Source organism: Streptomyces albiflavescens, assembly GCF_014645835.1.
GTDB classification, from domain to species: Bacteria; Actinomycetota; Actinomycetes; order Streptomycetales; family Streptomycetaceae; genus Streptomyces; species Streptomyces albiflavescens.
The window spans coordinates 339,438-363,324 of record NZ_BMMM01000007.1 but is presented as its reverse complement, the minus strand read 5'-3'; the positions used below and the strand labels follow the sequence as shown (position 1 = coordinate 363,324).

Here is a 23,887-nt window from a genome sequence, read left to right as displayed (position 1 = left end):
TCGGCCGAGCGCCATGCCACCCTGGGGGCCGAGGGGAGCGGCGTATGGGTGTGCGAGACGTCAACACCAGCCGGACTGACGGGACTTCACAGGTCGGGACCTCCAGTACCGGGCGGCGGGGCGAGGCGGGCAAAGGGGAGCGGCTCGCGGACTGGGCCGACGGGCGGCTGGGCATCTACGGGCTGGCCAAGGCCAATATGCGCAAGGTCTTTCCGGACCACTGGTCGTTCATGCTCGGCGAAGTCTGCCTCTACAGCTTCCTCATCCTGATCCTCACCGGCGTCTATCTCACCCTGTTCTTCGAGCCGAGCGGCGTCGAGGTCGTCTACCACGGCTCGTACAAGCCGCTGAACGGCATCATCATGACGCGGGCGTACGAGTCCACGCTCGACATCAGCTTCGATGTGCGCGGCGGACTGCTGATCCGGCAGATCCACCACTGGGCGGCGCTCGTCTTCCTCGCCGGGATGCTCGTGCACATGATGCGGGTGTTCTTCACCGGCGCGTTCCGCAAGCCGCGCGAGGTCAACTGGCTGTTCGGCTGGACCCTGCTCATGCTCGGCCTGATCACCGGGCTGACCGGCTACTCGCTCCCCGACGACCTGCTCTCTGGCACCGGCGTCCGCTTCGCGCAGGGCGCCATCCTGTCGATCCCGATCGTGGGAACGTATCTCTCCTTCTTCCTCTTCGGAGGGGAGTTCCCGGGGCACGACATCATTCCGCGCTTCTTCCCGATCCACGTACTCCTGCTGCCCGGAATCATGCTGGGCCTGGTCGTCGCCCATCTGATCCTGGTCTTCTACCACAAGCACACGCAGTACCCCGGGGCCGGACGGGACCAGAAGTCCGTCGTCGGCATGCCGTTCATGCCGGTCTACATGGCCAAGGCGGGCGGGTTCTTCTTCCTGGTCTTCGGGGTGTTGTCGATCATGGGCGCGATCGCGACGATCAACCCCGTGTGGGCCTTCGGGCCCTACCGTCCCGACCTGGTGACCACCGGAGCTCAGCCCGACTGGTATCTGGGCTTCTCCGAGGGCCTGATCCGGGTGATGCCGGGATGGGAGATCAACGCCTGGGGCCACACCCTGCAGTTGGGCGTCTTCATCCCCTTCTCCCTCTTCCCGCTCATCATGACCGCCATCGCCGTCTACCCGTTCATCGAGGCGTGGGTCACCGGGGACAGACGTGAGCACCACATCCTGGACCGGCCGCGCAACGTGCCCACCCGCACCGGGCTCGGCGTCGCCTGGCTGACGCTGTACGCCGTCCTGCTGGTCGGGGGCGGCAACGACCTGTGGGCCACCCACTTCCATCTCTCGATCAACGCGATCACCTGGTTCGTCCGGATCGCCGTCTTCGTCGGGCCCGCGCTCGCCTTCGTCGTGACGAAACGGATCTGTCTGGGGCTGCAACGCCGCGACCGCGACAAGGTGTTGCACGGGCGCGAGTCCGGCATCATCAAGCGGCTTCCGCACGGCGAGTACGTCGAGGTCCACGAACCGCTCTCGCAGGCGCAGCGCTTCACCCTCACTCAGCACGAGCAGGCGTCGCCGTACGAGGTGGGTCCGCTCGTCGACGCCAACGGCGTGGTCCGTCGGGTGGGCCCCTCCCGTCGGCTGCGCGCCCGGCTGGCCCGGGCCCTGTACGGACCCGGTACGCAGATCCCGAAGCCGACGGTCGAGGAGTACCAGGAGCTCACGGGCGAGGACCACCACCACTGAGACCGGCCAGCACCGCTGCCCGGCACTCGGCCGGGCTGCCCCACGCGGTGCGCAGGGCGCGGGCCTTGGTGAGCCAGAGAGAGAGGTCGTACTCGGCCGTGTAGCCGATCGCGCCGTGCAGCTGGAGCGCGCTCCGGGCGGTGGCGTACGCGGCCTCGCAGGCCGTGACCTTGGCGGCGGCCACATCGGCCGGTGCCATCGACAGGGCGGCCCCGAAGAGGAGCGGCCGCGCGAACTCCAGGGCGATCTTCGCGTCCGCCAGCCGATGCTTCACGGCCTGGAACGAGCCGATGGGTACCCCGAATTGGCTCCGCTGCTTCACATGGCCGACCGTCCGGTCGAGCAGCGCGAGCCCGACTCCCAGGGCTTGGGCCGCGGTGGCGAGCCGGGCCCACACGAGGGCCTGGGCGGCAGCGCGAGCCACCTGGGGCCCCGTGGCGAGGAGCTCACCGCCCGGGTGGGGACGAGTGAGCCGCCGGGCCGGGTCGAGCGAGGGGCGAGGGGCCGGGTCGGGGGAGGGGCGAGGGGAGGGCCTGGGGGGTGAGGGGGCCGTCGGGAGTGTGGGAGGCGCGGGGGTGTCGGGGGCTCCGGAGGTCCCGGACATCGTGGAGGTCCCGGGCGTCCCGGAGATCCGCGAGGCCTCGTGTCCGGGCGCGGGCGCGGGCGCGCCCGTTGCGTCGCCGGCGCTGCCGGCCTGTTGGCTGCTGCCGACCGGTGCCTGCTCTGTCGTGCCGCGCGATGCGGCCGGCGAGCCGCTGCTCTCGGTGTCGTCGGCTGCCGGCGGTGTCGTGAGCGGAGCGGATGTGCGGACCGGCGCCTGTGCCAGGTGCACATCGGCGGTCTCACCCGTGCTCCGCACCGCCAGGTGCACCTCCGCCGTATCCCCGTCCAGCAGATACGGCGCCCCGCCCGGCAGAACCAGGGTGGCCACCGCCTCGCCCGACGCGAGCGTCGGCAGGAGGCGCTTGGCGGGTCCCGATGCGCCGAGCGCGGACAGGAGCGCGGCAGCCGCCACCGTCTCCACCAGGGGGCCCGGCACCGCGTGTCGGCCCAACTCGGTGAATGCGACGGCCAGTTCCACGGGAAGGGGGCCCACACCCTCGTACGCCTCGGGTATCGCCAGCGCGAAGACGCCCGCGTCGGCGAGGCGGGCCCACAGGGCGCGGCCCGGGTCATGGTCGCCCGCGGCCCAGGCGCGGACGGCCGCGGGGGTGTCCGCGGAGGTCAGCATCGCGTCCAGGGAGGCGGCGAAGGCGCGCTGCTCGGTGTCGAGGAGGAAACGCATCAGCGGCGTCCCTTCGGGAGGCCGAGCAGCCGCTCGGCGACGATGTCGCGCTGGATCTCGTTGGTGCCGGCGTAGATGGGACCCGCGAGGGAGAAGACGTACCCCTCGGACCAGTCGGTGTCCGTCAACTCGCCCGCCGGGCCGAGGAGATCGAGCGCGGTCTCGTGCAGCGCGATGTCGTACTCGGACCAGAAGACCTTGTTCATGCTGGACTCCGGGCCGATGCTCTCGCCGTCGAGGAAACGGGAGGCATGGGCGTAGGTGAAGAGCTGGTAGGCGCGGGCGCCGATCACCGCGTCGGCGACCCGGTCGCGCAGGGCCGTGTCCGTGGGGTCCGCCCGGGTGCGCCAGAGGGACACCAGACGGTCGGCGGCGGCGAGGAATCGGCCCGGTGAGCGCAGCGTCAGCCCGCGTTCGTTGCCCGCGGTCGACATGGCGATCCGCCAGCCCTGGCCCGGCTCGCCGATCACGTCGTCGTCCGGGACGAACACGTCGTTCAGGAAGAGCTCGGCGAACGCCGGTCTGCCGTCCAGACGGCCGATCGGGCGGACCGTCACGCCCGGTGCGCGGAGGTCGAACATCAGGTAGGTCAGGCCCTGGTGGGGTTTCGGGGTGTCCGGATCGCTGCGGAACAGGCCGAAGGCGCGGTCGGCGAACGCGGCCCGCGACGACCAGGTCTTCTGCCCGCTCAGCAGCCAGCCGCCGGCCGTACGCGCCGCGCGCGAGGTGAGGGAGGCCAGGTCGGAGCCCGCCTCGGGCTCGGACCAGGCCTGTGCCCAGATGACCTCGCCCGTGGCCATCGACGGCAGCACGCGCGCGCGTTGCTCCTGCGTGCCGTGGTCGAAGAGTGTCGGTGCGAGGAGACTGATGCCGTTCTGGCCGACCCGGCCCGGCGCGCCCGCCGCGTAGTACTCCTCCTCGAAGACCAGCCACCGGACGATGTCCGCGTCCCGGCCGCCGTACACCGTCGGCCAGGACACCACCGACCAGCGGTCCGCGGCCAGTTCGGCCTCCCACGCGCGGTGCGCGGCGAAGCCCTCCTCGGTCTCCAGCGAGGGGAGGGGATCGGCCGGGACATGGGCGTCGAGCCAGGCCCGGGCCTCGGCGCGGAACGCCTCGTCGGCGGGCGAGTGGGCGAGATCCATCGGAGGCACCTTTCGGTGGTGATCTCTGTGGCAACCTTCCCTAACAAGTGTTTGGTAGGTTAGCGTGGAGTCATGACAGACGTCGAGGGTCCGGAGTACGTACCTGGGCACGGGCTGCTGAAGGAGCGCACCGCCGTCGTCACCGCCGCCGCGGGTGCCGGGATCGGCGGAGCCACGGCCCGCCGGTTTCTGGAGGAGGGCGCGCGCGTGCTGATCAGCGACGCGCACACACGGCGGCTCAAGGAGACCGAGCAGGCACTCGCCGAGGAGTTCGGTGCCGCGAGTGTCGCCGCACTGCCCTGCGACGTCACTGACGAGGCCCAGGTCCAGTCCCTCTTCGACACGGCCGTCGCACTGCACGGCGGCCTGGACGTGGTGGTCAACAACGCCGGCTTGGGCGGCACTTCGGCGCTCGTCGACATGACCGACGAGCAGTGGTCGAAGGTGCTCGACGTCACGCTGAACGGCACGTTTCGGTGCACCCGGGCAGCGCTGCGGCGGCTCAAGGAGCAGGACGGTGGAGGGGTCGTGGTGAACAACGCCTCCGTCGTCGGCTGGCGCGCCCAGTCCGGCCAGGCCCACTACGCCGCCGCGAAGGCCGGCGTCATGGCGCTCACCCGATGCGCCGCCATCGAGGCCGCCGCGTACGGCGTGCGGGTCAACGCCGTGTCACCGAGCCTCGCCATGCACCCGCACCTCGCCAAGGTCACCACGCCCGAGCTCCTCGACGAGCTGACCGCGCGCGAGGCCTTCGGACGCCACGCCGAGCCCTGGGAGGTGGCCAACGTGATCGTGTTCCTGGCGTCGGGCTACTCCTCGTACATGACGGGCGAGGTCGTCGCCGTCAGCAGCCAGCACGCCTAGGACGACAATGGGACCGTGCCTACCAAGAAGAAGCCCCAGGTGACCGCCTCGCCCGAGCGGCGACGCGAACTCCTCGACACCGCGGCCGAGGTCTTCGCCGAGCAGGGCTACAACGCCACCACCGTCCGCAAGATCGCGGACGAGGCCGGGATGCTCGCGGGCAGCCTCTACTACCACTTCGACTCCAAGGAATCGATGCTGGAGGAGATCCTGCGGACCTTCCTCGACGAGCTCTGGAACGGCTACGACGCCGTCCTGGACGCCGAACTGGGCCCCAGGGAAACCCTGGAGGCCCTGGTCACCGAGTCCTTCCGGGAGATCGACCGGCACCGCGCGGCCGTCGCCATCTACCAGAAGGAGTCCAAGCACCTCGCCGCCCAGCAGCGCTTCGCGTTCCTCGCCGAGTCGCAGCGCAACTTCGAGAAGGCGTGGCTGAGCACGCTGGAGCGCGGCGTCGACGCCGAGGTCTTCCGGGCCGACCTCGACATCCGGCTCACCTACCGGTTCGTGCGCGACACCGTGTGGGTCGCCGCGTCCTGGTACCGGCCCGGTGGACAGCACAGCCCGGAGGAGATCGCCCGGCAGTACCTGTCGATGGTCCTCGACGGGATCTCCGTACGCGAATAACCCATGTCTGCGAGGGAGTTGTCATGGCCGAGGCCTACATCGTCGAAGCGGTCCGCACACCCGTCGGGCGGCGCAGGGGAGGCCTGAGCGGTGTCCACCCGGCCGACCTCGGAGCACACGTCCTCAAGGCCCTGGTCGAGCGGTCGGGTGTGGACCCGGCCGCCGTCGAGGACGTCGTCTTCGGCTGTCTGGACACGGTGGGGCCGCAGGCCGGTGACATCGCCCGCACCTGCTGGCTGGCGGCCGGGCTGCCCGAGGAGGTGCCGGGCGTCACGATCGACCGGCAGTGCGGGTCCTCCCAGCAGGCGATCCACTTCGCCGCGCAGGGCGTGCTGTCCGGCACCCAGGACCTGGTCGTCGCCGGGGGCGTCCAGAACATGTCGCAGATACCCATCGCCTTCGCCTCCCGCCAGGCCGCCGAACCGCTCGGTCTCACCGAGGGCCCCTTCGCGGGCAGCGAGGGCTGGCGGGCACGCTACGGCGACCGGCCCGTCAACCAGTTCCATGGCGCCGAGCTGATCGCCGCGAAGTGGGGTATCAGCCGCCGTGACCAGGAGGAGTTCGCGCTCCGCTCCCATCAGCGGGCGATCCGTGCCATCGACGAGGGGCGCTTCGCGCGCGAGACGGTGGCATACGGGGAGGTCGCCGTGGACGAGGGCCCGCGCAGGGACACCTCGGCGGAGAAGATGGCCGGCCTGAAGCCGGTCGTCGAGGGCGGAACCATCACCGCCGCCTGCTCCTCCCAGGTCTCCGACGGCGCGGCCGCGATGCTGCTCGCCTCGGAGCAGGCGGTCCGCGAACACGGGCTGACGCCCCGCGCGCGGGTCCACCACCTCTCGGTGCGCGGCGAGGATCCCATCCGTATGCTGTCGGCCCCCATCCCGGCCACCGCGTACGCCCTGAAGAAGACCGGCATGTCCATCGGCGACATCGACCTCATCGAGATCAACGAGGCCTTCGCTCCGGTTGTCCTCGCCTGGCTGAAGGAGACCGGGGCGGACCCGGAGAAGGTCAACGTCAACGGTGGCGCGATCGCGCTGGGCCATCCGCTCGGGGCCACGGGTGTGAAGCTCATGACGACGCTCCTCCATGAACTGGAGCGAACGGGCGGCCGGTTCGGCCTCCAGACCATGTGCGAGGGCGGGGGCCAGGCGAACGTGACGATCATCGAGCGGCTCTGACACCGGCCTTGGTGCGCGGCGACACCCAAGAGGTGCCGTCGCGCACCAGGGGCACGTCAGCGGCCGAGCGAGAAGCCCAGCAGCACGCCCGCGTGAACCTCCACCATGCCGGGTGCCAGATCGCCCTCGGAACTGCCGCCACCGCCGCCGTGGCCGCGGTGACCGCGGAACTCCCACGACTCGGCGTCCACATCCTGCACATGGAGGACGGTGCCCAGCGAGACGCCCGCCGCCTCCGCGTAGATCTCCGCCTTCCGGCGGGCCGCGGCCACCGCCCTGCGCCGGGCCTCGTCGCGCAGCGCGGGCTTGTCGCGCACGTCGAAGACGACGTCGTCGACACGGTTGGCGCCGGCGTCGACCGCGTCGACGATGAGCTGCTGCAGGTCGTCGATCGTCTCGGTCTCGATGACGTACGACGCCTGGCAGCGATAGCCGAGGAACTTCCGGCCGGTTCCGTAACCGTCGTACTCGGAGTTGAGCGACAGCTTGGAACCGGAGACCGACGCATCCGGTATGCCGTGCCGACGCAACGTCTCGCGCAGCCGGGACACCGACGTGCCCGCCTCCTGGAACGCCTTGTCGGGCGAAGGCTCCAGCACATCCACCGCCAGCTTCACACGTACCAGCTGAGGTTCCGCCCGTACGCTTCCCGCACCGAACACGCTGAGGCCCCAGGGCTCTCTGATCGACTGAGTCATCCGGGCATTGAAACACCCGGAACCGGGAGCGCGTCGAGAGTTTCGTGCGCCTGCGCCATCACCCTCCCGACCAGCTCCGCGCATGACGGCAGGTCCTCGATCACGCCCGCGACCTGCCCGGAGGCCATCACCCCCAGATCCGTACGCCCGTCCACCATCGAGGACTTGAGCAGCATCGGCGTATTGGCGGCGAGCAGGACCTGGCTCCAGGAGAGATCCTTGCCGTGCTTCATGGCAAGGCCGTCGCGGATCATCTGCGACCAGGAGAGGCCGGACATCTTCCGGAACCCGGCGGCTCGGCGGACGGCCCGTACAAGGGAGCTCGTACGGCCGGACTTCTCCAGGGAGTCGACGAGTTCGCTGCGCAGCATGCGGTGCGGGAGTCCGTCGACCGCCGTGGTGACCATGACGTCCTTGACCGTCGCCGCCAGGTACTTCGCCTTCACCGCGTCCGGAACGGTCGAGTCGGAGGTCAGAAGGAAGCGCGTCCCCATCGCGATGCCCGCCGCGCCGTACGCCAGCGCCGCCACCAGCCCCCGCCCGTCGTAGAAGCCGCCCGCCGCCACGACCGGGATGTCGACCGCGTCCACCACCTGCGGCAGCAGCACGGTGGTCGCCACCTCGCCGGTGTGTCCGCCGCCCTCGCCGCCCTGCACGATCACCGCGTCGGCACCCCAGGCGGCCACCTTCTCGGCGTGCCGGCGAGCTCCGATGGACGGGACGACGATCACTCCCGCCTCCTTGAGCTCGGCGATCAGCTCGCGCGAGGGGGCGAGGGCGAAGGACGCGACCCGCACGCCTTCCTCGACGATGATCCGCACCCGGTCGCCCGCGTCCCCGGCGTCCGCACGCAGATTGACCCCGAACGGCTCGTCCGTACGGGACTTGACCTCTCGTACGGCGTCCCGCAGCTGGTCGAGTGTCATCGTCGCGGAGGCGAGGATGCCCAGCGCGCCCGCGTTCGCCGTGGCGGAGACCAGGCGCGGGCCTGCCACCCAGCCCATGCCGGTCTGCACGACGGGGTGGCGGACGCCGACGAGCCGGGTCAGCGCGGTCTCCATCAGCGCCCGCCCCTGCCGCTGTCCGGGACCTCGCGATCCCGGGTGCTCTTGGGTTCGGTGACCTCGCGATCCCGGGTGCCCGTCGGGTCGATGACCTCGCGGATCAACTCCAGCTCGTCCTGAGTCGGTTCACGGGTGTACGGCACCTCGTCGGGGACGGTCAGCTCGAAACCCGTCGCCTCCCTCACCCGCTCGACCGTGACGCCCGGGTGCAGCGAGGCGAGGCGCATCGAGTGGTCGGGTGTCGCGAAGTCGAGGACGGCGAGGTCGGTCACCACGCGCGGGATGCGGTGGAAGCGCGTGGCGCTCGGCCCCGCGGCGGCGGCACGGTCGTACCCCACCCCGCACACCATGTCGACCCGCTCGACGAAGACACGCGGCGAGTGCTTCGGGATCCAGTAACTCGTGGGGTTGTTGAGCGTGTTGACCGGGGCGCCGCGCACGCCCAGCAGCTGGCGCTTGGGCTTGGCCCAGTCGCCGATGCAGGAGATGTTCTGGTTGCCGAAGCGGTCGATCTGGCTCGCGCCCATCATCACGTGCCGGCGGCCGCCGGTGACCATCGTCAGATGCTGCCGGTACGGCAGCCAGCCTTCCGGCGCGCCGTCGAGGCCGACGAGCATCGCCTCGCCGTCGGTCAGCAGCAGGTCGGGCGAGAAGGTGTGCTTGGCGAGGCGGGCGCCGATGGACGGGATCACGCCCATCGGGCTGGCGAGCACCTCGCCGTTGCCCCGCCAGGTCTCGGCGCAGGCGATCACGCAGTACTCGGCGCGAGACGCCTTCGCTCCGGTCTCCGCTCGGGTCGTGCTCACTGGTTCCACTCCCTCTGCCAGGCCTCGACGGCGCTCCGGTAGGCGTGCTCGTCCCCGCTCAGGAACCGCTCGGCGAACTCGGCGTACGGTGTGGTGGCGTACAGCCTCTGGAAGGCCTCGTCGCGCCCGTAGTCGGGCACGCACGAGGTGAAGTGCGCGCCGTTCGGTGTCTCGACGACCCCCGTCACGCTCGACCGCTTGAGCAGCAGTGTCTGCGGCGCGGCCTCCTTGGTCAGCTCCGCCGTGCCCATGTTCTCGACGAGCTGCTCGCATGACACATACGCGGCGTCCGCCGCCTCGCAGAACAGGTCGTCGAAGTACGGATCCGGGCCCAGGTACTGGCCGTTGCCGAGGCGGTCCGCGCGGTTCATGTGAACCAGGGCCGCGTCCAGGCGTAGGGCGGGCATGGCGACGAACTCCTCCCTTGTCCCCGAGGACTCGTCGACATACGGCGAAGTGACCGTCCGCAGGCCGGGATTGACCCGCATCACGTCCGAGCCGATGCCCGCCCGCACCGGCAGGAACGGCAGGCGGTTCGCGGCGGCGCGCAGCCCCCACATGAACATCGCCTCGTCGACCTCCATCAGCTCCAGGGCGCCGCTCTCGCGCGCCGCGCGGTAGTGCGGTTCGAGCGGGATCGAGTCGAGGGTCGCGAAGGCGGTGACGAGTTTGCGTATCCGTCCGGCGGCGGCCAGCAGGCCCACGTCGGGGCCGCCGTACGAGACGACGGTGAGATCGGTGATCTCGGTGCGGAGCAGCGCTCTCACCAGGGCCATCGGTTTGCGGCGCGCGCCCCAGCCGCCGATGCCGAGGGTCATCCCGCTCTCCAGCCGGGCGACGGCTTCCTCGGCCGACATGGTCTTGTCGCTCACCGGGCGGCCTCCTTTCCGAAGGTGTCACGGACGCGGTCGGCCACTCCGTCGAGGTTCGCCTCGAAGGTGAAGCCCTGCTCGAAGCGGTAGCTGCGGCGCACGTCGACGGGATCGATGCCGTTGATCGCGGCCTTCGCGAGCCGGATGAGGTGACCGTCCTTGGCGGCTATCTCGCGCGCCAAATCCAGGGCGGCCGTGCGCAGTTCCTCGCGCGGCACGACCTTCCACACCGAGCCGTGCGCGTGCAGCTCGGCGGCGGTGGCGGTGCGCGAGGTGTAGTACAGGGCGCGAATCAGGTGCTGTGGCACAAGGCGGGCCAGATGCGTGGCCGCGCCGAGCGCGCCCCGGTCCAGCTCGGGCAGCCCGAAGGTCGCGTCCTCGCTGGCCACGATCGCGTCCGCGTTCCCCACGAGCCCGATCCCGCCGCCCAGGCAGAAGCCCTGCACCGCCGCGACGACGGGCACCTCGCACTCGTACACCGCGGCGAAGGCCTCGAAGCAGCCGCGGTTGGCGCCTATGAGCGCGCGATGCCCCTCCGTGTCGCGCTGCATCTCCTTGATGTCGACGCCCGCGTTGAAACCACGCCCCTCGGCCGCCAGCACGACACAGCGGATCTCGGGGTCGCGGCCCGCCGCGCGGAGGGCGTCGGCCAGGTCGAACCAGCCCCGCACCGGCAGTGCGTTCACCGGCGGGAAGTCGACCGTGACGACGGAAATCCCCTTTTCCGGGGACGAGGTGGAGACACCCATGGGTGCATCAGCTACCTTTCCACCAAACGTTTGTTAGGTACAGACTCGAAGCTAGCAGCGAATGCATCCGCGCGGGAGGCACTGTGGACAACGTGGACGCCATGGATCTCGGAGGCAGGACCGTCGTCGTCACCGGCGGCACCCGTGGGGTCGGGGCCGGCATCGCGCAGACGTTCGCACGGGCCGGCGCGCAGGTCGTGGTCTGTGCGCGCAGGCCGCCCGAGGTGCCCCTGGAGGGAACCGACTTCGTGTCCGTCGACCTGCGCGACGCGGCGGCCGTGCACGCCTTCTTCGACGCGCTGCCCCGGCTCGACGTCCTGGTCAACAACGCGGGCGGCACGCCCTACCGGCCGCTGACGCAAGCGGACGCCGAGCGGCACGCGCGCGTGATCGAGCTCAACCTCACCGTCCCGCTGACCGCGTCGATCGCCGCCTACGAGCACCTCAAGCGCGCCAAGGGCTCAGTCGTGATGATCGGCAGCGTGAGCGGGACGCGACCGTCACCCGGATCGGCGGCCTATGGGGCGGCCAAGGCGGGCCTGGAGAACCTGGCCCGTTCGATGGCCGTGGAATGGGCCCCGGACATCAGGGTCAACACCCTGGTCGTCGGCATGGTCCGCACCGAGCTGGCGCACCTGCACTACGGCGGCGAGGAGAGCATCGCCGCCGTCGCGCGCACCGTCCCGCTGGGCCGTCTCGCCCAGCCGTCCGACATCGGCGAGGCCGCCGTCTTCCTCGCCTCGGACGCCGCCGCCTACATCAGCGGGGCCTCGCTGCTCGTCCACGGGGGCGGGGAGCTGCCCGCCTTCCTCGATGCCGCAACCGCCAACAAGGAGAAGTGAGATGAGCACACCGCTGCTGTGCGAGGGGCGTGTCGTGATCGTCACGGGCGCGGGCCGTGGACTCGGCAGGTCACACGCGCTCGCGTACGCCGCCGAGGGCGCGCGCGTCGTCGTCAATGATCTCGGGGTCGGCCTCGACGGCATGCCGGGACCGGACAGCCCCGCTCGGCAGGTCGCCGACGAGATCCGTGCGGCGGGCGGCGAAGCGGTGGCCCACGGTGGTGACATCGCGACGACCGAGGGGGCCGCGTCGCTCATCCGCACCGCCCTGGAGGCGTATGGACGCCTCGACACGCTCGTCAACAACGCCGGGTTCCTGCGCGACCGGATGCTCGTCAACCTCGACGAGGACGACTGGGACGCCGTGCTGCGCGTCCATCTGAAGGGTCACTTCCTGCCGCTCAAGCATGCGGCGGCGCACTGGCGGGCGGAGGCGAAGGCGGGGCGTACGCCGGTGGCCCGGGTCGTCAACACCAGCAGCGGAGCGGGGCTGTTGGGGTCGGTCGGGCAGGGCAACTACAGCGCCGCGAAGGCCGGGATCGTCGGGCTGACGCTCGTCGCCGCCGCCGAGATGGGGCGGTACGGAGTCCAGGTCAACGCGATCGCTCCGGCGGCCCGCACCCGGATGACCGAGCGGACCTTCGTGGAGGCCATGGCGATGCCCGGCACCGGTTTCGACGCCATGGCACCCGAGAACGTCTCGCCGCTGGTGGTCTGGCTGGGGTCGGCCGCGAGCGCGGGCGTCACCGGACGGGTCTTCGAGACCGAGGGCGGGCGTATCACCGTCATGGAGGGCTGGCGACCGGGCCCGACCGCGGACAAGGGCGCGCGGTGGACGCCGTCGGAGGCGGGCGAGGCGACGCTGAAACTGCTCGCGGAGGCAGAGGTTCCGGGGGCGGTGTACGGGGCGTAGTAGCGCGATCGGCGTACGGCACCCAGGAGTTGGGGCCCTGGACCGGGCAGCCCCGGCTGGGACAGGGGCCGGAAGGCCGTCGCCTGTCTAGCCGGAGAGGCGGGCGGCGGCCTTCCGCTGCCGCTCGGACATGACGGACAGGAAGCGGTTCACGGTCTCCAGCTCCTCCGTGCTGAACTCCTCGCAGGCCTCGACGACATCGCGCGCCCAGTCGTCGAAGAACACGGCCAGCTCGGCGATCTTCTCCTGGTTCAGCTCGACGACCACCCGGCGTTTGTCGGTCGGGTGCTTGACTCTGCGGACGAAGCCCTTGCTCTCCAGGCGGTCGACCAGGCCGGTGACGGACGCGGGGGCCAGGCCTGTGCGTTCGGCCAGGTCCTTCGCGGTCAGCGGGCCGAACCGCTGGAGCAGGTCGAGGGTCTTGCTCTCGGTGGCGCTCAGGCCCTGCATGGCCGCGACCGCCGAATGGAACATCACCGTGACGCCACTGTGCTCGCGGCCCACGGTCATGAGCCGGTCCAGTGCCTTGGCCCGCCGGTCGTCGGCGGCTCCGTCGACCCTGTCGCCCCTGACGTCCTTGTCTCCGCTGGCGTCCTCGTCTCCGCTGCTCATGGGTTCAGGCTAACAAATATTTCGTTCGGTCGAACTAAGGACTTGCGATCACGGTGGTGGTGATGCAAGTCTTTCGTTAGCCCGAACGAAATAAATGCCGAGTCGCATGAATCCGGAGCAACGGGAGACGCCATGTCCACGAGCCTCGCAACAGCACCCCCCTCACCCCTCGCGGAGCCGTATCCGCGCCGCTGGGCCGCAGCCGTCGTGATGATGGTCGCGGCGCTGATGGACCTGCTGGACGTGACGATCGTGAACGTCGCGATCCCGTCCATGGGTCGTGACCTGCACGCCTCGCAGAGCGCCCTGCAGTGGCTGGTCTCCGCGTATCTGCTGGGCTTCGCCGCGACCCTGATCATTTCCGGGCATCTCGGTGACCGGTTCGGGCGCCGCTCCCTCTTCCTCGTCGGCACGGCGGGCTTCGGGCTCGCGAGTCTCGGGTGCGGGATCGCCCAGTCGCCGGGACAACTGATCGCCGCGCGGGCCGTGCAGGGCGTGATGGCGGCGGTGCTGATGCCACAGGTGCTCGGCTCGTTCCGCACGCTCTTCCAGGGCAAGGAGCGTGGAGCCGCCTTCGGGATGTACGGCGCCGTCGCCGGGTTCGCCTCCGCGATCGGGCTGCTGCTCGGCGGCGTGCTCACCGACGCGGATCTGTTCGGCTGGGGCTGGCGGTCCGTGTTCCTGGTGAACGTGCCGGTCGCCCTCTGCACGTTCACGGCGGGACTCGTCCTCGTCCCGGCCACGCGCGAGCGGTCCACCGGGCGGCCCGACGTGCTCGGCAGCGCGCTCCTGGCCGGCGGGCTCGTCGCGATCGTGCTTCCGCTGGTGCAGGGGCGTGGCAACGGGTGGCCGCTGTGGGGATGGATCTGCCTCGCCGGCGGGGTGCTCGCGGTGGGTGGGCTCGGGGTGTACGAGGCCCGTCGGCGCGGGTCGGTGACGGTGCCGCTGCTGCCCTCCCGCGCCTTCCGGCTTCCCGCGTTCTCGGTGGGCGTCCTGGTCCAACTCATCTTCTCCGTCGGGATGCAGGGCTTCTTCCTGATCTTCGCGATCTGGCTGCAGGGCAGCGAGGGCTACACCCCGACCCAGGCGGGCGTGCTGACCGTGGCCTTCTCGGTCGGCGGCTTCCTCACCGCACCCGCGGCGGACTGGCTGGCCGTGCGGTTCGGGCGGCTGGTGCTGGGGGCGGGGGCGCTGCTGATGGCCGGGGGCTTCGGATGGATCTGGGCGGCGGTCGAGGACTCCTCCGCCGCGCACACCGGGGCATGGCCGTTGGTGCCGGGGCTGGTGCTTGCGGGGGCGGGGCTGGGGTTCCTGGTGGTGCCGCTGGTGAACGTGGTGCTGTCCGCGGTGCCCGGTGAACTCGCGGGTGGGGCGTCCGGCATCTTTTCCACGGCTCAGCAGTTCGGTGGGGCTGTGGGTGCCGCTGTGATCGGGAGCGTGTTCTTCGGTCATGCGTCGGGTGGACTGACAGGGGCGTTGACCTCGGCGATGCCTTGGGTGATGGGCGGGTTCGTGCTCTGCGCGGGGCTGTGTGTGGCGCTGCCGCGGCGGGCAGTGGCTGAGCATCAGGGGTGACCCGCATCGTCCCTGTGGGCTCCGCCTAGGACCCCCGCTCCTCAAACGCCGGACGGGCCGCTTTCGGCCCGTCCGGCGTTTGAGGGCGAGGCCGTCAAGGCCGATGGGGGTGCAGGGGGCGGAGCCCCTTGCGTGGGTCCAGGGGGCGGAGCCCCTTGGCGGGGGGTGGGGGCGGAGCCTCCAAGCGACGATGCGGCGCCCCCCTGCTCGGGCGAAGCCGAGAGCTTGGGGGAGGGCAGGGGCGGAGGGGGCGCAAGAACCCGGGAGCGGCCCCCGCTCAGGGAGCTGCCCGCAAGGCCGTTTCCAGAAGCGCCGCTGTCTCGGCGTGCCCCGTCTGCTGATCGTCGGCGGCGAACGGGCGGCCCTCCGCGTCAAGGAGTTGGACCTCGACGATGACGCCTTCCTCCGCCGGGTAGCGGTGGGTCGCGGACGGGTGACCGGGGCCGTGGGTCCGGGCCAGGCCCGCGTGGAGTTCGGCCTCCACGTCCAAGGACAGCCACCGGCGGGCTTCGGCGAGAGCCTCGGCGGCCGCCTGTGCTCCGTGCGCGAGAAGGACTCGCACGCACCCCGGCGAGCCGCGGTGCGCGGCCGCCACGAGCGGCGGCTGGCCGGTCGGGCCGGGCCGGTTCGGGTCCGCACCGGCCGCGAGGAGGGCCTCCGCGACCTCGGTGTGGCCCCGCCGCAGCGCCCACGTCAGGGCTGTGAAGCCGAACTCCTCCACCGTGTCCGGGCCGGCCCCGGCCGCGAGCAGCGCGCGCACCACCGCCGTATGGCCGCCGCAGGCCGCACCGCACAGCGGAGCGTCCGTACCCTGGCTGAGCCGGTCGGGGGTGGCGCCGGCCGCCAACAGCAGTCGTACGATGCCGGGTTGGTCGCTCACCGCGGCCAGATACAGCGCCGTCTGGCCGTCCTCGTCCACCGACTCCGGGCTCACGCCGGAGCGCAGCAGCCGTACGACAGCGTCCTCGTCACTCTCGTACACAGCGGTGAAGAGGCGCGCCGCGGGGTCGTTCGTGCTCATCCTTCGACCCTCGCTCGCGAAGGACGCAGGAGGCAAAAGCTTTTGGGGTGTTCTGTCTCACCTCTTACACCTCACCTCGCACACCCCCCTTGCGCCACCCCTTGCACCCCACACCATGCACCCCACCCCTTACGTGTCGCACTCCAGCACCGTCCGGCACAGCGCACAGCGGGCCCGTACCCGGCCCCGCACCGGCACCCTGATCCGCTGGTGGCAGGTCGGGCAGGGGAACGACACGCGCAGGGGGCCGCGGGTGTCCGGGGTGAAGGCGTAGGGGGCGCCGAGGTGGGACCCGGGGGCGTGGTGGTCCTGGGCGTAGCGGCGGTCCTTCGCATAGCGGCGGCGGCCGGCCCACCCGGCGGCGGTCAGCGGGGGCTGCTGTTCGTCGCGGCGGGCCTGCGCCATCCCCTTGGTGTACGCGGTGTACGCCTGTGGGCTGGTGAACCAGATCGCGGGGTCCTCGCCGAAGACGAGGGCGCGCTTGGCGAGGACGTAGCCGAATTCCTCGGGGGTGAGGTAGCCGAGCTTCTGCGAGGACGCCGCGTCCTCGCGGTACGCGTCCAGCAGGAGCCAGCCCGCGCCGAGGTAGGTCGCCGCCGTGTCCGTGAGGATCTCCGTGTCGCGGGTGCCGGGGAAGGAGAGGTCGAGGCGGTGCAGATAGACGTGCATCACCTCGTGGGCGAGGGCGGCGCCGATGTCGCGGCGGTGGGTGCGGAAGCGGTCGTTGAGTTCGATGAAGTACTCGGGGCCCGCGGCGAGTTCGACGTTCGCCGCGTGGGTCATCTCGCGGAAGCCGATGATCATCCGGGCGTCCGGCAGCCGGTAGTGCCGCACCATCTCGCGGGCCACGCGCTGCGCGCCCAGATGCAGGTCGTCGGTGTCGGCGAAGGCCACGTCGGCGGGGGCCACGCTGGTCGCGAAGGTGTGGATGGTGTCGTACGAGAGCCGCTTGTAGAGCGCGGTGATCGACGCCCGCACCGTGTCCAGATGCGGGAAGCCGTGCTCGACGGGTCCGCCGTTCGCCACGTCTGCACCCCCTGAAGACGTCCGCACTGGATTCCACTCTAAGCGGGGTTTCACCCGGCGGCGGGGATGGGCGGGCGGGCGGAGCGGTGTCTGGCCGGAATGCGGCCCTTGCCCGGGCTGCGCGGCGGTCCCCATAATCCGCACCAGCTTGGCAGGGGCATGCCATAGCACCTCTGCATGTCCTTCGCCTCGCGTTCAACCCCCCACGAAAGGAAGCGCGTTGAAGTCTCTCAAGAAATTCAGCTTCATAAGAAGAGCGCTCGCCGTCGCCGCGGTCGCGCTCGCCGCGGTGTCCCTCCAGCCGCTGTCCGCGCAGGCCGCACCCGCGCCTGTCGTCGGCGGGACCCGGGCGGCGCAGGGCGAGTTCCCGTTCATGGTGCGGCTGTCCATGGGCTGTGGCGGCGCCCTCTACACCAAGAGCATCGTCCTGACCGCCGCACACTGTGTGGACGGCTCGGGCACCAACACCTCCATCACCGCCACCGTCGGCGTCGTCGACCTGCAGAGCAGCAGCGCGATCAAGGTCAAGTCGACCAAGGTGCTCCAGGCCCCCGGCTACAACGGCAAGGGCAAGGACTGGGCCCTCATCAAGCTCGCCAGGCCGATCGAGCAGCCCACCCTGAAGATCGCCACCACCACCGCGTACAACAACGGGAACTTCACCGTCGCCGGCTGGGGTGCCACCCGCGAGGGCGGCGGTCAGCAGCGCTACCTGCGCAAGGCCACCGTTCCCTTCGTCGACGATGCCACCTGTCAGCAGGCGTACGGCAGTGATCTCGTCCCCGGTGACGAGATCTGCGCCGGATTCGTCCAGCAGGGAGGCGTCGACACCTGCCAGGGCGACTCCGGCGGGCCCATGTTCCGCAAGGACAACACGGGTGCCTACATCCAGGTCGGAATCGTCAGCTGGGGCCAGGGCTGCGCCGAGCCCGGATACCCCGGCGTGTACAGCGAGGTCTCGACGTTCGCGGCCGAAATAGCCCGGGCGGCCTCCGGGCTGTGAGGGCCGAGGCCGTCGTCTCGTACGCATGAGGTGCGGGCGCCCGTGACCCCGGTTGCGGGCGCCCCGCCTCCTGCTCGGCATCCGGATGTCCGGCCTCGACGGCCTGGAAGTGACTCCCGGCGCCTCGTCGGCCTCACCGAACGCATTGCCGCCCTCGGTGGCACCCTCACCGAACGCGTTACCGCCCTCGGTGGTCCCCTCACCGCCGGCCCCGCGCCGTCGGCCCCGCGCCGTAGGGTGGCCGGCAGGTCCGCGTGGTGCTGCCGTACGAGAAGACCGGCAGGCGAGGACGCGGCGGTGCCCGGCGGCGTCAACGCGCTCGGCCGCGGCCCGTGCGCGGTGACGGCTTGTCCTCGGCCGCGGCCCGCGTCCGCCGGCGGAATCGCCCTCGACCGTGTCCCGTGCCGGCGCCGGAAACGCGCTCGGCGGTCGCCCCGGGACGCTGACATACTCCGCGCCATGACCATCGAAGAACACCCCGCCGACCCTGTCCGACAGCCGCCCGTCCCCGCATCGTTGGAGGTCGGCGCCAAGGACGACGTTCTGGAGCAGCGGCTCGACGACGAGCTCACCGCGTTCAACGCGGAAGCCACCGGTGCCGGTGCGCCCGTGCCGCTCTCGGTCCGCGTGACCGACACCGCGGGCGAACTCGTCGGCGGGCTCACCGCCTGGGTGTGGGGCAGTTGCTGCGCGGTCGACATGCTGTGGGTGCGTGCGGACCAGCGGCACGCGGGCTGGGGGAGCAAACTGCTCGAGGCGGCCGAGGAGGAAGCCGCCCGGCGCGGCTGCGCCGAGATGATCGTCTCGTCGTTCACCTTCCAGGCCCCCGACTTCTACCGCAGGCACGGCTACCGCGAGACGGGTCGCACGGAGGGAATCCCGGGCGGGCACCAGGACGTGCACTTCCACAAGGTGCTGCGGGCATCGGACCGTTAGACCGACGACCGTCAGACCGACGACCGTTAGTCCAACTCCTCTCCCTCCTTTGTCCATGGGCACGTTCGCCCCTCCCGGCGCAGGCTGACGACACGGAACGCCGTCCCCAGGAGGAGTGCCTTGCAGCCCTCAGCCATGCCTTCACACACCCTGCCCCCGGACTCGTTCGTCCCCACCCGCCGCGCCGTCGTCGCGGCGGGCGCCGCAGCCGGAATCGGGGCCGCACTCGGCATACCGGGTAAGGCCTCCGCCGAGGCGGCCGCCTCCGGTGAGGACCTCGTCATCCGCTCCCGCGCGCTCGAGGTCCGCGTCGCCGCCGCCTTCCCGCGAATCGTCTCCTACACCGACCGCGCCACCGGCGCCGTCCTGCACGGCCAGGAGGACGAGGTCTCCTCCGTCCTCGTCGACAACGTCGAGCACACCCCGACGGTCACCGCCACGGCCGGCGACACCTCGGTCGCGTACCGCCTGGCCTTCGACGGCGGCACCACGATCGACGTCGAGATCGCGGTGACGGACCGCCAAGTGACCTGGCGCGTCACGAAGATCGCGGACACAGCGGCCCTCCCCGTCGGAACCCTCCGCATCCCCGGCCTCGCCCTGCTCTCCGTCCGCAGCGACCAGCTCGGCGCCCAACTTCTTGCCGCCCGTGTCCAGTTGGACAAGTCCAAGAGTGGCGACACCCTGCTCACCCCGACCGCCGACAGTCCGGCCGACACCGCCACCGGATGCGCCTACGCCGTCGTCGCGCACCACCGACTCGCGGCCGCGGTGGAGACCAACACGGTCTACGACAAGCCCGACGGCACCACTTCGTGGGAGAACGGCAGGCTGTGGCGGCAGACGGTCCGCAAGGACGGCTACGTCAAGGCGCAGCTCACCCCCGGCCAGTGGACCCACCGCGCGGCGACCGCCACCGACACCGAGCCCCTCCCGTACGCAACGGTCATCGTCACCGGCGACCGCAACGGGGACGGCGTGATCGACTGGCAGGACGCGGCGATCGCCTTCCGCGACATCATGGTCACCCCGCTCGGCGCCGACGAGACGTATCTGCGCGTCGTCCCGCACATCCCCTTCAACTTCGCCTCGCAGGCCACGAATCCGTTCCTCGCCACCCTCGACAACGTCAAGCGGATCTCCCTGGCGACCGACGGACTGCGGCAGTTCACGCTCCTCAAGGGCTACCAGTCCGAGGGCCACGACTCCGCGCACCCCGACTACGCGGGCCATTACAACGAGCGCGCGGGCGGCCTCGGCGACCTCAACACCCTGGTCGGCGAGGGCAAGAAGTGGAACAGCGACTTCGCCGTCCACGTCAACGCCACCGAGTCCTACCCCGTCGCCCACGCCTTCTCCGAGACCCTCGTCGACAAGACCAACGAGCAGTGGGACTGGCTGGACCAGTCCTACCGGATCGACCAGCGCCGCGACCTCGTCTCCGGCGACATCGTCCAGCGCTTCGCGGATCTGCGGGCCGACGCGCACCCCGCCCTCAACTCCCTCTACATCGACGTCTTCCGCGAGTCCGGGTGGACCTCCGACCGCCTTCAGCGCGCCCTGCGCGACCAGGGCTGGCACGTCACCTCCGAGTGGGGCCACGGCCTGGAGCGCTCCTCCCTGTGGTCGCACTGGGCGACCGAGACGGACTACGGACCCGACACCTCCCGCGGCATCAACTCGCAGCTCATCCGCTTCATCCGCCACCACCAGAAGGACGTCTTCGCCGACAAGTGGCCCACCCTGCTGGGCATCGCCCGCATGGGCAACTTCGAGGGCTGGACCGGCAAGACCGACTGGACCTCCTTCTACGACCTGATCTGGACCCACTCGCTGCCCGCCAAGTACCTCCAGGCGTACCCGATCAGGACGTGGGGCGAGCACGAGATCACCTTCGAGGGGTCCACTTCCGTCTCCGACGCCGACGGCGCCCGCCGGATCACCACCGACGGCCGACTCGTCTACGACGCGGGCTCCTATCTCCTCCCCTGGGACCCGAAGAAGCCGACGAAGCTGTACCACTACAACCCCGCGGGCGGCAGCGGCAGCTGGCGGCTCCCGCGCGCCTGGGAGACCCTGTCCCGGGTCGCCCTGTACCGGCTCACCGACCAGGGCCGGGTGTTCCTGAAGTACGTCCCCGTACGCGACGGCAGGATCACCCTCGACGCCGCGGCCAAGCAGCCGTACGTCGTCTACCGCACCCGCGTCTCCGATGCCCCCGACCCCGCCTGGGGCCAGGCCACCCCGCTCCACGACCCCGGCTTCAACTCCGGTTCCCTGAAGGGCTGGACGGTCGGCGGACCCGCATCCGTCGAGCTTAGCGAACTCGGCGACTACGAGCTGGTGATCGCCTCCGGCGGCGCCGCCACCGTCTCCCAGCGGCTCACCCGCCTGAGGCCCGGCCCGTACGCCGCCTCCGTCCAGGTCGAGGTCGGCGAGAGCGCCGACGACACCCGCAAGGCGTCCCTCCAGGTCCGTACGGCCGACGGTGTCACCGCCGCCAACTGGACGGAGACGTCCACCGCGGGCAACTACGTCGCCGCCGACCGCAAGCACGGCACCCGCTTCCAGCGGCTGTTCACGTACTTCACCGTGCCCGAGGGCGGCGGCCGGGTCGACCTCACCCTGCGCGCCGCCGCCGGGCACGCGCGCGTGCGCTTCGACAACGTGCGGGTCGTGCCGGCACGCCGTACGACGAGTCAAGGCGCCCTCGTCTTCGAGGACTTCGAGAACGTCCCCCAGGGCTGGGGACCGTTCGTCAAGGGCGACGCGGGCGGCGCCACCGACCCGCGCACCCATGTCGCCCAGCGGCATGCGCCGTTCACCCAGCGCGGCTGGAACGGCAAGGCGATCGACGACGTCATCGACGGCTCCCAGTCACTGAAGTCGCGCGGTGAGAACGACGGCCTGGTCTACCGGACGGTGCCGCACACGGTCCGGTTCGAGCCGGGCAGGCGCTACCGGGTCACCTTCCGCTACGAGAACGAGAAGGCCGGACAGTACGCCTGGATCACCGCCGTCGACCGAGGGGCGGCGACGAGCGAGATCGACCGCACCGATCTGCCCGTCGCCACCGAACCGGCCGAACTCGCCTACGAGTTCACCGCGCCCTCCGACGGCGAGGCCTGGGTCGGACTGCGCAAGATCGGTGACGACGGCACGGCGGAGTTCTCCCTGGACTCCTTCGAGGTCACCGAGGTCTCCTGAGACACCGGAGCCTCCTGAAGCTCCAGCACCCACACCTCGTTGACGCCCTCTCGCAGAACAGGACCAGGGACGTACAGCGAGCGCTGTGGACCCACGGACCAGTAGCGTCCGAGATCGAACCCGTTGATCCACACGAACCCCCGGGTCCAGCCCGGGAGTTCGAGGAGGGCGTCCCCGGCGCCGCGCACCTCGACGGTGCCGCGGTACAGACCGGGGGCGCCATCCTCGGGGAGTTCCCGGAAGGGGACATCCCCGATGTCGTTCAGGGCGTCGAGGCGCAGCCCCCGCGCCCGCACTCCGTGCAGATACTGCCGCTCGTGCAGCACGCCCCCCGTGATGCCCTTCGGCTCGCCGGTGCGCGGCCCGTAGTTCACCCTTCCCAGAGACTCCACCCACAGCTCTACGCGCGCGTGCCCCGCGACGGGCTCCTTGAGCCGCGGCTCGTCCTCGGTGACCACTCCGGCCCGGACGCCGTCGACGTACACCACCGCGACGTCCCGCAACCCGCGCAGGGTCAGCGGATACGGCTGCCGGGGGCCGGGCACGGTCACCTCGTACTTGACCAGCCCCTGGTCCACGTCCAGTTCCTCGAAGGTCGGCGGCACGGGGTACTCGCCCACGGGACCGCCCAGCGTCTCCAGTACGGCGTCGAGGGAGGCCCATTCCCGAAGGCCGACCGACGCGCATGCCCCAAGACGCGCGGGCGGCGGCGGTACGTCGGGCAGCGGCCCGTCCGCGTACGCGCCGAGGATCTCCCTGAAGCGCCAGAACTTCTCGGTGGGGCGCCCGAGCTCGTCGATCGGCGCATCGTAGTCGTACGAGGTGATGTCCGGCTCCAGCAGGCCCTCGTGCAGATCGCCGCCGCCCCGGTTGGCGCCCGCCCAGCCGGCGAAGTTGGTGCCTCCGTGCGCCATGTAGATGTTGACCGACGCCCCGCACTCCAGGATCTCCCGCAGCGCGTCCGCCGCGTCCCCCGGATCGCGTACGACGTGATCGGCGCCCCAGTGGTCGAACCAGCCGCACCAGAATTCCATGCACATCAGCGGGCCCTCGGGCCGGTGCCGGCGCAGCGTCTCGAAGGCCACGCGCGCGTGGGAGCCGAAATTGGCGGTCGCCAGGATGCCGGGGATCGAACCGCCGGTGAGCATGTGGTCCTCGGGGCCGTCCGAGGTGAACAGCGGAACGCTCACACCCTCGGCGCGCAGCAGCTCGGCCAGCCGGCGCAGATACACCTGGTCGGAGCCGTAGCTGCCGTACTCGTTCTCGACCTGCACCATCAGCACCGGGCCGCCGCGATCGATCTGCCGCGGCACGATCTCGCCCAGCAGATGGTGGAACCAGCGCTCCACATGCCCCAGATACTCGGCGTCCCGCGTCCGGATCGGACCCGTCAGCCAGTGCGGCAGCCCGCCGTTGTCCCACTCCGCGCAGATGTACGGCCCCGGACGCACGATCGCCCACAGCCCGGCCTCGCGGGCCGCGTCCAGGAAACGGCCCAGCTGCGGGACGTCCCGGAAGGTGCCGGGGAGCGGCTCGTGGAGATTCCACGGAACGTACGTCTCCACACAGTTGAGCCCCATCGCCCGCAGCATCCCCAGCCGATGCGCCCACTGCTCCTCGTGCACCCGGAAGTAGTGCAGTGCGCCGGACAGCAGCCGCACCGGGCGTCCGTCCAGCAGAAAATCCGTGTCCCCCACCGTGAACTCGCTCATGGGCACACGATCACCCCCTGGCGGCGAC

Annotated in this window: 21 protein-coding genes; 10 read left to right on the top strand and 11 right to left on the bottom strand. The window is 70.9% G+C overall.

Annotated elements, in window-relative coordinates:
* The first annotated feature begins 44 nt into the window (after positions 1-44).
* The gene (gene qcrB, locus IEY95_RS21430) at positions 45-1,721 is read left to right on the top strand and encodes a cytochrome bc1 complex cytochrome b subunit (protein ID WP_189187688.1); all 1,677 of its coding nucleotides are present in this window, start codon (positions 45-47) and stop codon (positions 1,719-1,721) included.
* Here qcrB and IEY95_RS21425 read toward each other — a convergent pair.
* The gene (locus IEY95_RS21425; RefSeq protein ID WP_189187687.1) at positions 1,696-3,006 is read right to left on the bottom strand and encodes an acyl-CoA dehydrogenase family protein; all 1,311 of its coding nucleotides are present in this window, start codon (positions 3,004-3,006) and stop codon (positions 1,696-1,698) included. The genes qcrB and IEY95_RS21425 overlap by 26 nt on opposite strands.
* Positions 3,006-4,151, bottom strand: coding sequence for an acyl-CoA dehydrogenase family protein (locus IEY95_RS21420; protein WP_189187686.1), 1,146 nt, complete (start codon positions 4,149-4,151; stop codon positions 3,006-3,008). Before IEY95_RS21420 ends, IEY95_RS21425 begins: the two co-directional genes overlap by 1 nt.
* Positions 4,152-4,223: 72 nt before the next feature.
* On the opposite strand from IEY95_RS21420, the gene IEY95_RS21415 reads away from it, so the two are divergent.
* The 3 genes from IEY95_RS21415 to IEY95_RS21405 are packed head-to-tail and all read left to right on the top strand — an operon-like array spanning position 4,224 to position 6,823.
* Entirely contained in the window at positions 4,224-5,015 is a 792-nt protein-coding gene (locus IEY95_RS21415; protein ID WP_189187685.1) for an SDR family oxidoreductase, read from the top strand.
* Positions 5,016-5,030: 15 nt separating this feature from the next.
* Positions 5,031-5,642, top strand: a complete 612-nt coding sequence (locus IEY95_RS21410; protein WP_189187684.1) for a TetR/AcrR family transcriptional regulator — start codon at positions 5,031-5,033, stop codon at positions 5,640-5,642.
* A 23-nt stretch (positions 5,643-5,665) separates the two neighbouring features.
* Positions 5,666-6,823, top strand: a complete 1,158-nt coding sequence (locus IEY95_RS21405) for an acetyl-CoA C-acetyltransferase (protein WP_189187683.1) — start codon at positions 5,666-5,668, stop codon at positions 6,821-6,823.
* Between the two features lie 56 nt (positions 6,824-6,879).
* Here the strand turns inward: IEY95_RS21405 and IEY95_RS21400 are convergent, their stop codons facing one another.
* The 5 genes from IEY95_RS21400 to IEY95_RS21380 are packed head-to-tail and all read right to left on the bottom strand — an operon-like array spanning position 6,880 to position 11,012.
* Positions 6,880-7,521: an SIMPL domain-containing protein gene (locus IEY95_RS21400; RefSeq protein ID WP_189187682.1), complete on the bottom strand. Its 642-nt coding sequence runs from the start codon at positions 7,519-7,521 to the stop codon at positions 6,880-6,882.
* Positions 7,518-8,582, bottom strand: a complete 1,065-nt coding sequence (locus IEY95_RS21395; RefSeq protein WP_189187681.1) for an NAD(P)H-dependent flavin oxidoreductase — start codon at positions 8,580-8,582, stop codon at positions 7,518-7,520. The genes IEY95_RS21400 and IEY95_RS21395 overlap by 4 nt, the downstream gene beginning before the upstream one ends.
* Positions 8,582-9,391 (bottom strand): CoA-transferase subunit beta, encoded by an 810-nt coding sequence (locus IEY95_RS21390; protein ID WP_189187680.1) that lies wholly within the window; start codon positions 9,389-9,391, stop codon positions 8,582-8,584. Before IEY95_RS21390 ends, IEY95_RS21395 begins: the two co-directional genes overlap by 1 nt.
* Positions 9,388-10,263 carry a CoA transferase subunit A gene (locus tag IEY95_RS21385; protein WP_189187679.1) on the bottom strand — a complete coding sequence of 292 codons (876 nt, stop codon included), beginning with the start codon at positions 10,261-10,263 and terminating at the stop codon, positions 9,388-9,390. Before IEY95_RS21385 ends, IEY95_RS21390 begins: the two co-directional genes overlap by 4 nt.
* Complete coding sequence (locus IEY95_RS21380) at positions 10,260-11,012, bottom strand: enoyl-CoA hydratase family protein (protein WP_189187678.1); 753 nt, start codon at positions 11,010-11,012, stop codon at positions 10,260-10,262. Before IEY95_RS21380 ends, IEY95_RS21385 begins: the two co-directional genes overlap by 4 nt.
* A gap of 101 nt (positions 11,013-11,113) precedes the next feature.
* Here IEY95_RS21380 and IEY95_RS21375 point away from each other — a divergent pair, with 101 nt between their 5' ends.
* Both IEY95_RS21375 and IEY95_RS21370 read left to right on the top strand, forming a co-directional pair.
* On the top strand, positions 11,114-11,854 hold the full coding sequence (locus tag IEY95_RS21375) for an SDR family oxidoreductase (protein ID WP_189187791.1): 741 nt from the start codon (positions 11,114-11,116) through the stop codon (positions 11,852-11,854).
* A 1-nt stretch (position 11,855) separates the two neighbouring features.
* Entirely contained in the window at positions 11,856-12,767 is a 912-nt protein-coding gene (locus IEY95_RS21370) for an SDR family oxidoreductase (protein WP_189187677.1), read from the top strand.
* Positions 12,768-12,854: 87 nt separating this feature from the next.
* On the opposite strand, the gene IEY95_RS21365 is transcribed toward IEY95_RS21370, so the two are convergent.
* Positions 12,855-13,379, bottom strand: coding sequence for a MarR family winged helix-turn-helix transcriptional regulator (locus IEY95_RS21365; protein ID WP_189187676.1), 525 nt, complete (start codon positions 13,377-13,379; stop codon positions 12,855-12,857).
* A gap of 132 nt (positions 13,380-13,511) precedes the next feature.
* Between IEY95_RS21365 and IEY95_RS21360 the strand changes: the two genes are divergently transcribed.
* On the top strand, positions 13,512-14,954 hold the full coding sequence (locus tag IEY95_RS21360) for an MFS transporter (RefSeq protein WP_189187675.1): 1,443 nt from the start codon (positions 13,512-13,514) through the stop codon (positions 14,952-14,954).
* Between the two features lie 277 nt (positions 14,955-15,231).
* Here IEY95_RS21360 and IEY95_RS21355 read toward each other — a convergent pair whose 3' ends face one another.
* Positions 15,232-15,975 (bottom strand): ankyrin repeat domain-containing protein, encoded by a 744-nt coding sequence (locus tag IEY95_RS21355; protein ID WP_189187674.1) that lies wholly within the window; start codon positions 15,973-15,975, stop codon positions 15,232-15,234.
* A 129-nt stretch (positions 15,976-16,104) separates the two neighbouring features.
* Positions 16,105-17,001 (bottom strand): hypothetical protein, encoded by an 897-nt coding sequence (locus IEY95_RS21350; RefSeq protein WP_189187673.1) that lies wholly within the window; start codon positions 16,999-17,001, stop codon positions 16,105-16,107.
* 220 nt (positions 17,002-17,221) lie between these two features.
* Between IEY95_RS21350 and IEY95_RS21345 the strand changes: the two genes are divergently transcribed.
* The 3 genes from IEY95_RS21345 (at position 17,222) to IEY95_RS21335 (ending at position 22,147) form a co-directional block, all read left to right on the top strand.
* Complete coding sequence (locus IEY95_RS21345) at positions 17,222-18,004, top strand: S1 family peptidase (RefSeq protein ID WP_189187672.1); 783 nt, start codon at positions 17,222-17,224, stop codon at positions 18,002-18,004.
* A gap of 459 nt (positions 18,005-18,463) precedes the next feature.
* The gene (locus IEY95_RS21340) at positions 18,464-18,940 is read left to right on the top strand and encodes a GNAT family N-acetyltransferase (RefSeq protein ID WP_189187671.1); all 477 of its coding nucleotides are present in this window, start codon (positions 18,464-18,466) and stop codon (positions 18,938-18,940) included.
* A gap of 135 nt (positions 18,941-19,075) precedes the next feature.
* Positions 19,076-22,147, top strand: a complete 3,072-nt coding sequence (locus IEY95_RS21335) for an endo-alpha-N-acetylgalactosaminidase family protein (protein ID WP_189187670.1) — start codon at positions 19,076-19,078, stop codon at positions 22,145-22,147.
* Here IEY95_RS21335 and IEY95_RS21330 read toward each other — a convergent pair.
* Entirely contained in the window at positions 22,033-23,859 is a 1,827-nt protein-coding gene (locus IEY95_RS21330) for a glycoside hydrolase family 35 protein (protein WP_189187669.1), read from the bottom strand. The genes IEY95_RS21335 and IEY95_RS21330 overlap by 115 nt on opposite strands.
* Positions 23,860-23,887: the final 28 nt, after the last annotated feature.